Genomic DNA, 11022 nt, shown 5'->3' on the forward strand with positions numbered 1-11022 from the left:
GACGGGAGGTAGCAGTGCCAGACGAACGCATCCTCCTCGGTGAGCTCGATCCGATGCTCGGTGAGCTCCTCGCCGTCGCCGTCGATGAGGCACAGCTCGACGCGCTCGGCCACCTCGCTGAAGAGCGCGAAGTTGGTGCCGCTGCCGTCGAACGTCGCGCCGAGCGGGTACGGCGTTCCGGGCCAGACCTCCACGTCGTCTCCTCCTCGTTGCCCCCGACCGGGTGCGCCCGCCGAGAGTACCCGCCTGTTTGAACGATCAAACCATCGCCACGACCGGCCCCGTTACCGGGAAGTAGGATCGGCCCATGAAGCGCACGATCTACGACGAGGACCACGAGGCGTTCCGCAGCTCGGTCAAGGAGTTCCTGGACCGGGAGGTCACGCCCCACCTGGAGGAGCACGCCCAGAACCACGGCCTGAGCCGGGAGTTCTGGAAGGCCGCCGGCGCCCAGGGGTTCCTCGGGCTCGAGGTGCCCGAGGAGTACGGCGGCATGGAGGCGAACGACTACCGCTTCAACGCCGTGCTGACCGAGGAGCTCGCCAAGGTCAACATGACGCTGCCGAGCTGCGTCGGCATCCACGCCGACATCGTGGCGCCCTACCTCGTGCACCTGACCAACGATGAGCAGAAGAAGCGCTGGCTACCCGACTTCTGCACCGGAGACCTGCTCACCGCCATCGGCATGACTGAGCCCGGGGGCGGCTCTGACCTCGCCAACCTCAAGACGACCGCCGTGCGCGACGGCGACGACTGGATCATCAACGGCTCCAAGACCTTCATCACCAACGGCGGCAGCGCCGACCTCGTCGTGGTGGCCGCGAGCACCGACAAGGAGAAGCGGGCCAAGGGCATCTCCCTGTTCGGCGTCGACACCACGTCGGACGGGTTCTCGGTCGGCCGCGTGCTCGACAAGGTCGGCCAGGACGAGTCCGACACCGCCGAGCTGGCCTTCGAGGACGTCCGGGTCAGCAACGACGACATGATCGGCGAGCTCGACACCGGCTTCATCTCGATGATGCAGTTCCTGCCGCAGGAGCGCCTCGGCTCGGCGATCACCAACCTTGCCCACGCCGCCCAGATCCTCGAGGAGACGGTGGAGTACACCAAGGAGCGCAAGGCGTTCGGCCAGGCGATCGGGTCCTTCCAGGCCAACCAGTTCCTGCTGGCCGAGCTGGTCACCCAGGTCGAGGTCACCCAGGCCTATGTCGACGTGTGCATCATGAAGCACACGCACGGCGAGCTGACCCCGGTCGACGCCGCCAAGGCCAAGTGGTGGACCTCGCAGGTGCAGAACGACGTCCTCGACCACTGCGTCCAGCTCCATGGCGGCTACGGCTACATGAACGAGTACCGCGTGGCCAGGGCCTGGCGCGACGCCCGCGTCACCAAGATCTGGGCGGGCTCCAACGAGATCATGAAGATGCTGATCGGCCGCGACCTCGGCCTCTGAGAGACAGCGACCGAGACCGAGACGGGCGGTCGAAACCCCGCCAACCTGGGCAGCATGCGCTGAGCCGAGCCTTGCCTTGCTTGCGGGAGCGCCGCCGAGGCCGAACGATTGACCCATGAGCATCGACACCGGCTCGCTGGACACTCCGGTCGGGCCGCACGGGGACGAACCGCACGACGACAGCATCAGCAGCCGTCTCAACTGGCTCCGGGCCGGAGTCCTCGGGGGCAACGACGGCATCGTCTCCACGGCCGGGCTCGTGATGGGCGTCGCCGGAGCGACCAGCGACCGGACCACGATCCTCATCGCCGGGATCGCCGGCGTCGCCGCCGGCGCGCTGAGCATGGCCGCAGGTGAGTACGTCTCGGTCAGCACCCAACGCGACTCCGAGCGGGCCATCCTCGCCAAGGAGCGGGCCGAGCTCCGCGACGAGCCGGAGGAGGAGCTCGCGGAGCTGGCCGGGCTCTATGTCCAGAAGGGGCTCAGCGAGCCCCTCGCGCTCCAGGTGGCGGAGGCGCTGACGGCGCACGACGCGCTGGCCGCTCACGCCGAGACCGAGCTCGGCATCGACCCCGACGACCTCACCAACCCGTGGCACGCAGCGTGGGCCTCGATGCTGGCCTTCATGCTCGGAGCCCTCCTCCCGTTGCTGACGATCACCCTGACGCCGCCCACGATCCGCGTCGGGGCGACGGTGGCCGCCGTCGGTGTGGCGCTGGCGCTGACCGGTTGGGTCTCGGCGCGACTCGGCTACGGTGCCGTCCGCCGCGCGGTGGCCCGGAACGTCGGCGGGGGTGTGCTGGCGATGGCCGTGACCTACTGGATCGGTGCCCTGATCGGCACCCAGATCGGGTGACGTCCCCGCACGGGACGCGGATGTTCGTCGCCCTCGTACCCTCGGCCGAGGCGATTGCCGACCTCGACGACTTCCTGGAGCCCCGACGGGAGTCCGGAGGCCTGCGGTGGGCGCTGCCCGAGCAGTTCCACGTCACCCTCTCCTTCCTCGCCGCGGTGGCGGACCGTCACCTCGACGAGCTGCTGGAGCGGCTGGAGCGGGCCGGACGGCGTCGTACGTCGTTCGAGACGCGGGTCCGCGGCGGCGGCGCCTTCCCCAACGCCGGCCGCGCCCGGGTGGTGTGGGCCGGTCTCGACCTCGACGAGCGGGGGGAGACGGAGCTGGGCCGACTCGCGACCGGCGCGCGGGCAGCGGCCGCCCGGACCGGCATCCCGATCGACGGTCGGCGATTCCGTGCCCACATCACGGTGGCCCGTCTCGCGCGACCGGCCGAGGTGTCCAACTGGGTGCGACTGCTGGATGCCTACACCGGTCCTTCGTGGAGGGCCGACCACATCGAGCTCGTCGCCTCGCACCTCGGCGAGGGTCCCGGGCGCCGCCCCCGCTACGAGACGGTGGCCGAGATCCCGCTGGGCGGATAGTCCCTCACCAAACGGTCGGCGACACGCCGCGCGGCACCACCGTTTCGTGAGGGACTATCCGAGACGGGCGTGCGCTTTGTCACTTGGACACCGACGCACCGAGACGTGAGACGGCTGTCCCCACGCCACGACTTGCCCTAGGTTTCAGCGGGTGAAGATCGCTGTAGCCAGGGAGACCAGGGAAGGCGAGTCCCGCGTCGCGATGGTGCCGGAGCTGGTCGGAAAGCTCACCGAGCTCGGCTACGAGGTCGCCGTGGAGCCGGACGCCGGCCGGGCCGCGCAGCTGGCCGACGAGGAGTACGTCGATGCCGGCGCCACCGTCGACGGGGCCGCCCTGGAGGGCGCCGACCTCGTGGTCTCGGTCCAGCCGCTGACGAACGAGACGATCCGGCGCCTCCCGAAGGGCACCGCGACGATCTCGTTCCTCCCGACCAGTCAGGAGGTGGACGTCGTCCGGGACCTGCGTGACTGCGGGATCACCTCCTTCGCCATGGAGCTCGTGCCCCGCATCTCGCGGGCCCAGTCGATGGACGCCCTCTCGTCGCAGGCCCTGGTCGCCGGCTACCGCTGCGCGATCGTCGCCGCCGGGATGCTGCGCCGGTTCTTCCCGCTGAACATGACCGCGGCCGGCACCGTCCAGCCGGCCACGGTGGTCGTCCTCGGTGCGGGGGTCGCCGGCCTGCAGGCGATCGCCACCGCCAAGCGGCTCGGCGCCGTCGTGCAGGCCTACGACGTCCGCGCCGCCGCCGCCGAGGAGATCGCCTCGATGGGCGCCAAGCCGATCGAGCTCGACCTCGAGACGCTCGAGGGTGCCGGCGGGTACGCGCGCGAGATGACCGAGGGCCGGGCGGCGAAGCAGCGCGAGCTGCTGGCGCCGTACATCGCCGACGCGGACGCCCTGATCACCACCGCCGCCGTCCCCGGCCGCCAGGCCCCCATGCTCGTGACCCGGGAGATGGTCGAGCAGATGAAGCCGGGGTCCGTGGTCGTCGACCTGGCCGCCGAGACCGGCGGCAACGTCGAGGGCTCGGAGCCGGGCGAGGTGGTCCGGATCGGCAACGCCCAGGTCTGGGGCGGCCGCAACGTGCCTTCGCAGATGCCGGGGCCCGCCTCGAAGCTGTATGCGCAGAACATCGTCAACCTCGTCGAGCTGATGACGACGAAGGCCGAGGACGGGGACGACGAGAACGAGGGCCGTCCCGCGGCCTTCGCCCCCGACTTCGACGACGAGGTCGTGGTCGGGGCCTGTGTCACCCGGGACGGCTCGATCGTCCACGACGGCACCCGCGAGGCCATCGAGGGTCCGGCCGAGCCGGAGCCGGCACCGGCCGATCCCGTCGAGACCACCACGGAAGGTGAAGCAAGTGAGTGAGGCCGTCGTCTGGCTGACGATCTTCGTGCTGAGCGTGTTCGTCGGGATCGAGGTGATCTCCAAGGTCTCCTCGACGCTGCACACGCCGCTGATGTCCGGCGCCAACGCCATCCACGGGATCATCCTGCTCGGCGCGATCATCGTGACCGGGCAGGCAGAGAGCACCGGTGCGCTGGTGGTCGGCCTGGTCGCGGTGGTGCTGGCCGCGGTCAACATGGTGGGTGGCTTCGTGGTCACCGACCGGATGCTGCAGATGTTCACCCGCAAGAAGAAGAAGGCCCCGGCCGGGAGCAGCGCGGCATGACCCCGACCTGGGTGCAGCTCGCCTACCTCGCGTGCGCGGTCTGCTTCATCCTCGCGCTCAAGGGCCTCTCGGGGCCGAAGACCGCCCGCAACGGCAACCTGCTCGGTGCCGTGGCCGCCGTCGTGGCCGTCACCATTCCGTTCTTCTACCTCGAGCTCGACCACGTCGCGCTGATTCTGGCGGCGATCCTGGTCGGCACCGTCGGCGGTGTCGTCGGCGCGCGCAAGGTCCAGATGACCCAGATGCCGCAGATGGTGGCGTTGTTCAACGGGGTCGGCGGTGGCGCAGCGGCCCTGGTCGCCCTGCTGGAGCTGGGCGAGATCGTCGGCCACGGCGAGGACGTCGGGTGGTTCGTGCTGCTGGCGACCGCCTTCACCATCGCGGTCGGCTCGGTGTCGTTCGCCGGCTCGATCGTCACCTTCGCCAAGCTGCAGGACCTGATGACCTCGGCGCCGGTGGTGTTCAAGGGGCTGCCGATCGTGTTCGGGATCGGCCTCCTGGCCACGATCCTCCTCACCGGCATCACCATCGGCGAGCCGGTCCTGTGGGCCGGTGTCGTGCTGGCCCTGGTCGGCCTGGTGGTCGGCGTGCTGCTGGTGCTGCCGGTCGGCGGCGCCGACGTACCGATCGTGATCTCGCTGCTCAACGCGTTCACCGGCCTGACGGTGGCCGCTGGAGGCTACGTCCTCGACAACACGCTGCTGCTGGTGGCCGGAACCCTGGTCGGGGCGAGCGGTACCTTCCTGACGCTGCTGATGGCCAACGCCATGGGCCGCTCGGTCGCCAACATCCTGTTCGGGGCGCTCAAGGGTGGGTCCACGCTCGGGGGCGGAGAGGCCTCCGACCGCCCGGTGAAGTCGGCCGGCCCCAACGACGTCGCGATCACGCTGGGGTACGCCGACCGGGTGATCATCGTGCCCGGCTACGGCCTGGCGGTGGCCCAGGCACAGCACGCCCTGCGCGAGCTGGTCGACGTGCTCGGTGAGCGCGGCATCCAGGTCGACTACGCGATCCACCCCGTCGCCGGCCGCATGCCCGGCCACATGAACGTGCTGCTGGCCGAGGCGCAGGTGCCCTACGAGCAGCTCAAGGAGATGGCCGAGATCAACGGCGACTTCAAGGACGCCGACGTGGTGCTGGTCGTGGGTGCCAACGACGTGGTCAACCCCGCGGCCAAGACCACTCCGGGAGCGCCGATCTACGGGATGCCGATCCTCAACGTCGACGAGGCCAAGCAGGTCATCTTCATGAAGCGCTCGATGCGCCCCGGCTTCGCCGGCATCGAGAACGAGCTGCTCTTCGACGAGAAGACCACGCTGCTCTTCGGCGACGCCAAGGACACGATGAGCAAGCTGCTCAACGCGGTGAAGGCGCTGTAGGCAACGGGACCTTTTCCGCGTTCGCGCGTTTGAGGGATGTCGACGCGCCAACTGTGCAGGAGGCAGGAAGATGATCGAGCAGGACGACGAACGCCCGGCCCGCTGGGAGGGGCACCGGTACGACGCCCCGGAGTCCGACGAGACCCGACGGGGCAAGGAGTGGAGCTACGCCGTCCTGGGCGCGCTGGTGGTGCTCTTGCTCGTCCTGATCGCGACCGGCAAGGTGCCGATGTTCGGCGGCTGACCGAGAGCTCCTCCGGGCCCCTCTGCGGGCGACGGGGAGGGCTGCGAAGGCCGGGACGCGAGAGTAAAGGTCCTCCGCCACGCCGAGGCGTCGACGGTTAGCACGAGTTCGGCGTGGGTATGTTCCCGATTGCTCGCTCGTTGGCGGGTCATCGAGGAAGGACCCCCATGCGTCTTACGCAACACCTCTGCCTGGTCGCCGCAACCGTTGTCGGGGCCTCTGCACTGAGCGTCGTCGGCCTGGCCGCTCCCGCCCAGGCCCGGGTCGCCGACCCGGGGGTCTCGTGCCTGACCCCCACACCCGGACCGGCCGCTGAGGCTCGGGGAGGAGCATCGGGTGTCGACCACGCACCCGTCTCCGCCTCCGAGCAGCGCGCCATCGCACGCCGTACCAACGGACGCCTCGCGGCCAAGGGTGCGCCCGGCGTGAGCGGGAGCAGCGCGGCGGTCGCGGCGTCGGTGCCGGTCTACGTCCACGTGATGCGCGACGCCGCGGGCAACGGTGACGTCACCAACCGCCAGATCACCCGGCAGATCGCGGTGCTCAACAGCGACTTCTCCGACACCAGCTACTCCTTCGACCTGGTCGGCATCGACCGGTACAACAACAGCACCTGGCACAAGGACCGCCAGTCCGCCACCTACCGCGCTCAGACGCGCAAGGGCGGTGCGGACGCCCTGAACATCTGGCTCGTCGACTTCAAGTACCTCGGGATCGCGACCTTCCCCTGGGACTACGCCAAGCACGGCGAGATCGACGGCATCCGGGTCCACTACGACTCGTTGCCCGGCGGCAGCATCACCAACTTCAACCTGGGCGGCACGGCGACGCACGAGGCGGGTCACTGGCTCGGCCTCTACCACACCTTCCAGGGCGGCTGCACCGAGCTCAACGACGAGGTCGAGGACACCCCGGCGCAGTCCAGCCCCACGAGCGGTTGCCCCGAGGGCCGCGACTCCTGCCCGTTGCCCGGCCTCGACCCGATCCACAACTACATGGACTACAGCTGGGACAGCTGCTACACCGAGTTCACCCAGGGCCAGGACGCCCGTATGGACCAGATGTGGGCCGCCTACCGCGGCTGAGCCCGTCCGCGGGGACGCACCAGGTCATGCGAAACGTGGCCGATGGCGTGCGGGGGTGCCGTCATCTCGGCACGTGGGGGAGCCGGGGCGGTGCGCACTACCCCGCGACGCCGTACAGCCGGTCGCCGGCGTCGCCGAGGCCGGGCACGATGTAGCCCTTCTCGTTGAGCTTCTCGTCCATGGCGGCGGTGACCACCTGCACCGGGATGTCGACGCCGGCCAGGTCGGCCTCCAGCCGCTCGCATCCCTCGGGCGCGGCCAGCAGGCAGATCACCGTGATGTCGTCGGCGCCCCGTTCGGTCAGGAAGCTGATCGCGGCCGACAGGGTGCCGCCGGTGGCGAGCATCGGGTCGAGCACGTAGCACTGGCGACCGGCCAGGTCCTCCGGCAGCCGCTCGGCGTACGTCGACGCCTCGAGCGTCTCCTCGTTGCGGACCATCCCGAGGAAGCCGACCTCGGCGGTGGGCAGCAGCCGCATCATCCCGTCGAGCATGCCCAGGCCCGCCCTCAGGATCGGCACCACGAGTGGCTTGGGGCGGGCGAGCTTGACCCCGGTCGTGGGTGCGACCGGCGTGACGATCTCCTTGCGCGCCACCCGCACCTCACGGGTGGCCTCGTAGGCCAGCAGGGTGACCAGCTCGTCGGCGAGCCGCCGGAACGTGGGCGAGTCGGTCTGCTCGTCGCGAAGGGTGGTCAGCTTGTGGGCCACGAGAGGATGGTCGACGACGTGGGTGCGCATGGGCGAAACCCTAGGCCACGGCGGTGTCCCGGGCGTGTCCGAGCATGGGTAGAGGGTTGGCCGGGGCCACGGGTTCTGCCACTCTGGAGACGAACCCCGTGGGTCCGACCGTGCGGACGGGAGGAGTGAGATGGCCGACCAGGTGGACGGAGTCGACTTCGCGCTGGCCGCCTACCGGGAGGAAGGCGTCTGGCAGGTCGACGAGCTCGCCCATGACACGCTCGGTGACGTCGAGACCCTCGCCCACGCCCTGCGCCGGTTCCCGGGCGACGGTGGGACGGTCGGGTTGGTGGGGATCGACGAGGACTTCTTCGTGATCGTCCGGGTCGCGGGCGCCAGCACCCGGGTCCTGCTCTCCGACGTCACGGCGGCCGACGAGTGGGAGCTCGCCGCGTCGGCGGTCGACTTCCTGGGGCTCCCGCCACCGGAGGACGAGGACGACCAGGTCCCGGCCGGCGACCTCGACCTGCTCGGCGACCTCGGCATGGGTGCCATGGACATGGGCGTGCTGCTCGACGACTACGACCTCTACCCCGACGAGATGCTCTCCGACGTCACCCGCAGGCTCGGCTTCGGGTCGCTCTTCGACCAGGCCGTCGGCCTCGCGTCCGCCTGACCTGCGTCCGATGCGACCGTCGTACGACGTGCCGATGGGCGCCGCCCTCGACGAGGCCCGTGCCGCGCTGGCGACGGGCGACGTGCCGATCGGGGCGATCGTCCTCGACGCGGACGGCACCGTCGTCGGGCGCGGCCGCAACGTCCGGGAGGCCGAGGGCGACCCGACCGGTCATGCCGAGATCGTGGCGCTGCGGGAGGCGGCGAGGACGACCGGCAGCTGGCGACTGGAGGGCTGCACCCTCGTCGTGACGCTGGAGCCGTGCACCATGTGCGCCGGCGCCGCCGTGCTGGCGCGGGTGGCGCGGGTGGTGTTCGGGGCCTACGACGACAAGGCGGGCGCGGTCGGCAGCCTCTGGGACGTGGTCCGCGACCGGCGCCTCAACCACCGGCCCGAGGTGGTCGTGGGCGTGCGGGCCGAGGAGTCGACCGCGCTGCTGGACGACTTCTTCCGCGGCCAGAGGACGCCGTGACCAGCCGCCGGTTCCCGCGACGCCACGACCTGGCGCCACTGATGAAGTTCAGGCGACCGGTCCTCTCGCCCCGGGAGCGCCGCCTGGCGGCTGCGCTGACGATCGAGGACCTGCGCGCCGTCGCGAAGCGGCGTACCCCCCGGGCGGCATTCGACTACACCGACGGTGCGGCCGACGAGGAGGTGTCGCTGCGAAGGGCCCGGCAGGCGTTCGCGGACGTGGAGTTCCACCCCTCGATCCTCCGCGACGTGTCGAGCGTCGACACCTCCCGCACGGTGCTGGGGGTGCCGTCGGCGCTTCCCTTCGGGATCGCCCCGACGGGCTTCACCCGCCTCATGCAGACCGAGGGCGAGATCGCGGGGGTGACGGCCGCCGAGGCGGCGGGCATCCCCTACACGCTCTCCACCATGGGCACCACCTCGATCGAGGATGTCGCCGCGGCCGCGCCCGGCGCCCGGAAGTGGTTCCAGCTGTACATGTGGAACGACCGCGACCGCTCCATGGCGCTGGTGGAACGGGCGGCGAAGGCAGGCTACGACACCCTCGTGGTCACGGTCGACGTACCCGTTGCCGGGGCGCGGCTGCGGGACACGCGCAACGGCTTCACCATCCCCCCGACCCTGACGCCGCGGACGGTCGCCAACGCCCTGCCCCGGCCTGCCTGGTGGTTCAACCTGCTCACCACCGAGCCGCTCGCCTTCGCCTCGCTCGACTCCTGGTCGGGCACCGTCGGCGAGCTCCTCGACACGATGTTCGACCCGACCGTGACCTACGACGACCTGGCGTGGATCCGTGACCAGTGGCCCGGCAAGGTGTCGGTGAAGGGCGTGCAGACGGTGGACGACGCCCGGCGGCTGGCCGACGCCGGCGTCGACGCGATCGTGCTCTCCAACCACGGCGGCCGTCAGCTCGACCGGGCGCCGGTGCCCTTCCACCTGCTGCCGTCGGTGGTCGAGGCCGTCGGCGGCGACGTCGAGGTGCACCTCGACACCGGGATCATGTCGGGTCAGGACATCGTGGCGGCGATCGCCCACGGCGCCCACTTCACCCTCGTCGGCCGGGCCTACCTGTACGGCCTGATGGCCGGCGGCCGGGCCGGCGTGGACCGCGCGATCGGGATCCTGCGGGACCAGGTCGAGCGGACCATGCGGCTGCTCGGCGTCTCCGGTCTCGACGAGCTCGAGCCCGGGCACGTCACGGCGCTGCGCCGTCTGGTCCCGCCCGACCGATGAGTTCGCGCCGCTCGAGGAGTCCACACGACATGGATCCCCTGGACTTCGGCCCTGCCACCACGACCATGGCGCGGCTGGTCACCGGCGTGACGGACGACCAGCTCGACGCCCGTACTCCCTGCCCCGACTACACCGTCGCCGATCTCGTCGACCACATCGGCGGGCTCGCCTTCGCCTTCACCGCCTCGGCGCGCAAGGACGACGTACCCGCAGGCGGTGGGTCGGGCGACGGTTCGCGTCTCGAGGAGGGGTGGCGCGAGCGGATCGTCACCCAGCTCGCCGAACTGGAGGCAGCGTGGCGACATTCGGCGGCGTACGACGGCGTCACGATGGCCGGCCCGCTCGAGATGCCGGCCGAGGTGGCAGCGCTCGTGGCGCTCGACGAGGTCGTCGTGCACGGCTGGGACCTCGCCCGGTCCACCGACCAGCCCTACGACGTCGACGACGCGGCCGCGACCGCCTGCCTGGGGTTCGTGGCCTCCTTCGAGGCTCCGGCCGACGACGAGGGCGGGCTGTTCGGCCCGCCGGTCCCGGTCCCGGCCGATGCGCCGCCGCTCGACCGGCTGATCGGCGCCACCGGACGCGACCCTTCCTGGACCCCCTGATCGATTTCTGGCAGACCCCTCGTCTCCGGTAGCCTTCCCGGCGGTGGCGTGTCCGAGCGGCCTAAGGAGAACGCCTCGAAAGCG

Annotated in this window: 14 protein-coding genes; 12 read left to right on the forward strand and 2 right to left on the reverse strand. The window is 70.7% G+C overall.

Features of this window, described 5'->3' with window-relative positions:
• The coding region (locus VFN12_RS00790; RefSeq protein WP_325116629.1) for a hypothetical protein at nucleotides 1-194 on the reverse strand (194 nt) is incomplete at its 3' end.
• A 113-nt stretch (nucleotides 195-307) separates the two neighbouring features.
• Here VFN12_RS00790 and VFN12_RS00795 point away from each other — a divergent pair.
• From VFN12_RS00795 to VFN12_RS00830, 8 genes are all read left to right on the forward strand, one after another.
• Nucleotides 308-1453, forward strand: coding sequence for an acyl-CoA dehydrogenase family protein (locus VFN12_RS00795; protein ID WP_325116630.1), 1146 nt, complete (start codon nucleotides 308-310; stop codon nucleotides 1451-1453).
• Between the two features lie 115 nt (nucleotides 1454-1568).
• Nucleotides 1569-2309, forward strand: coding sequence for a VIT family protein (locus VFN12_RS00800; RefSeq protein ID WP_325116631.1), 741 nt, complete (start codon nucleotides 1569-1571; stop codon nucleotides 2307-2309).
• The gene (thpR, locus tag VFN12_RS00805; RefSeq protein ID WP_325116632.1) at nucleotides 2306-2890 is read left to right on the forward strand and encodes an RNA 2',3'-cyclic phosphodiesterase; all 585 of its coding nucleotides are present in this window, start codon (nucleotides 2306-2308) and stop codon (nucleotides 2888-2890) included. Before VFN12_RS00800 ends, thpR begins: the two co-directional genes overlap by 4 nt.
• 151 nt (nucleotides 2891-3041) lie before the next feature.
• On the forward strand, nucleotides 3042-4262 hold the full coding sequence (locus VFN12_RS00810; protein ID WP_325116634.1) for an NAD(P) transhydrogenase subunit alpha: 1221 nt from the start codon (nucleotides 3042-3044) through the stop codon (nucleotides 4260-4262).
• A complete protein-coding gene (locus tag VFN12_RS00815; protein ID WP_325116635.1) occupies nucleotides 4255-4566 on the forward strand; it encodes an NAD(P) transhydrogenase subunit alpha in 312 nt (103 codons plus the stop codon). The genes VFN12_RS00810 and VFN12_RS00815 overlap by 8 nt, the downstream gene beginning before the upstream one ends.
• Complete coding sequence (locus tag VFN12_RS00820) at nucleotides 4563-5945, forward strand: NAD(P)(+) transhydrogenase (Re/Si-specific) subunit beta (protein ID WP_325116636.1); 1383 nt, start codon at nucleotides 4563-4565, stop codon at nucleotides 5943-5945. The genes VFN12_RS00815 and VFN12_RS00820 overlap by 4 nt, the downstream gene beginning before the upstream one ends.
• 70 nt (nucleotides 5946-6015) lie before the next feature.
• On the forward strand, nucleotides 6016-6189 hold the full coding sequence (locus tag VFN12_RS00825) for a hypothetical protein (protein WP_325116637.1): 174 nt from the start codon (nucleotides 6016-6018) through the stop codon (nucleotides 6187-6189).
• Nucleotides 6190-6356: 167 nt separating this feature from the next.
• On the forward strand, nucleotides 6357-7274 hold the full coding sequence (locus VFN12_RS00830; protein WP_325116638.1) for a zinc metalloprotease: 918 nt from the start codon (nucleotides 6357-6359) through the stop codon (nucleotides 7272-7274).
• A 97-nt stretch (nucleotides 7275-7371) separates the two neighbouring features.
• On the opposite strand, the gene upp is transcribed toward VFN12_RS00830, so the two are convergent.
• On the reverse strand, nucleotides 7372-8013 hold the full coding sequence (gene upp, locus VFN12_RS00835) for a uracil phosphoribosyltransferase (protein WP_325116639.1): 642 nt from the start codon (nucleotides 8011-8013) through the stop codon (nucleotides 7372-7374).
• Between the two features lie 130 nt (nucleotides 8014-8143).
• On the opposite strand from upp, the gene VFN12_RS00840 reads away from it, so the two are divergent.
• Genes VFN12_RS00840 through VFN12_RS00855 form a run of 4 tightly spaced genes read left to right on the forward strand, consistent with a single transcriptional unit; the run spans nucleotide 8144 to nucleotide 10938 of the window.
• Nucleotides 8144-8629 (forward strand): tRNA adenosine deaminase-associated protein, encoded by a 486-nt coding sequence (locus tag VFN12_RS00840; RefSeq protein WP_325116640.1) that lies wholly within the window; start codon nucleotides 8144-8146, stop codon nucleotides 8627-8629.
• A gap of 34 nt (nucleotides 8630-8663) precedes the next feature.
• Nucleotides 8664-9101: a nucleoside deaminase gene (locus tag VFN12_RS00845; protein WP_325116643.1), complete on the forward strand. Its 438-nt coding sequence runs from the start codon at nucleotides 8664-8666 to the stop codon at nucleotides 9099-9101.
• On the forward strand, nucleotides 9098-10333 hold the full coding sequence (locus VFN12_RS00850; protein ID WP_325116641.1) for an alpha-hydroxy acid oxidase: 1236 nt from the start codon (nucleotides 9098-9100) through the stop codon (nucleotides 10331-10333). Before VFN12_RS00845 ends, VFN12_RS00850 begins: the two co-directional genes overlap by 4 nt.
• Nucleotides 10334-10362: 29 nt before the next feature.
• On the forward strand, nucleotides 10363-10938 hold the full coding sequence (locus VFN12_RS00855) for a TIGR03086 family metal-binding protein (protein ID WP_325116642.1): 576 nt from the start codon (nucleotides 10363-10365) through the stop codon (nucleotides 10936-10938).
• Nucleotides 10939-11022 lie beyond the last annotated feature (84 nt).

The sequence above is a fragment of the Nocardioides sp. genome (assembly GCF_035703625.1).
Taxonomy (GTDB): domain Bacteria; phylum Actinomycetota; class Actinomycetes; order Propionibacteriales; family Nocardioidaceae; genus Nocardioides.

What these genes read in the sequence shown, in the direction of transcription:
- VFN12_RS00795 (WP_325116630.1), top strand. Translation starts at nt 308, where the DNA reads ATGAAGCGCACGATCTACGACGAGGACCACGAGGCGTTCCGCAGCTCG.
- VFN12_RS00800 (WP_325116631.1), top strand. Translation starts at nt 1,569, where the DNA reads ATGAGCATCGACACCGGCTCGCTGGACACTCCGGTCGGGCCGCACGGG.
- VFN12_RS00820 (WP_325116636.1), top strand. Translation starts at nt 4,563, where the DNA reads ATGACCCCGACCTGGGTGCAGCTCGCCTACCTCGCGTGCGCGGTCTGC.
- VFN12_RS00825 (WP_325116637.1), top strand. Translation starts at nt 6,016, where the DNA reads ATGATCGAGCAGGACGACGAACGCCCGGCCCGCTGGGAGGGGCACCGG.
- VFN12_RS00830 (WP_325116638.1), top strand. Translation starts at nt 6,357, where the DNA reads ATGCGTCTTACGCAACACCTCTGCCTGGTCGCCGCAACCGTTGTCGGG.
- upp (WP_325116639.1), bottom strand. Translation starts at nt 8,013, where the DNA reads ATGCGCACCCACGTCGTCGACCATCCTCTCGTGGCCCACAAGCTGACC.
- VFN12_RS00840 (WP_325116640.1), top strand. Translation starts at nt 8,144, where the DNA reads ATGGCCGACCAGGTGGACGGAGTCGACTTCGCGCTGGCCGCCTACCGG.
- VFN12_RS00845 (WP_325116643.1), top strand. Translation starts at nt 8,664, where the DNA reads ATGGGCGCCGCCCTCGACGAGGCCCGTGCCGCGCTGGCGACGGGCGAC.
- VFN12_RS00855 (WP_325116642.1), top strand. Translation starts at nt 10,363, where the DNA reads ATGGATCCCCTGGACTTCGGCCCTGCCACCACGACCATGGCGCGGCTG.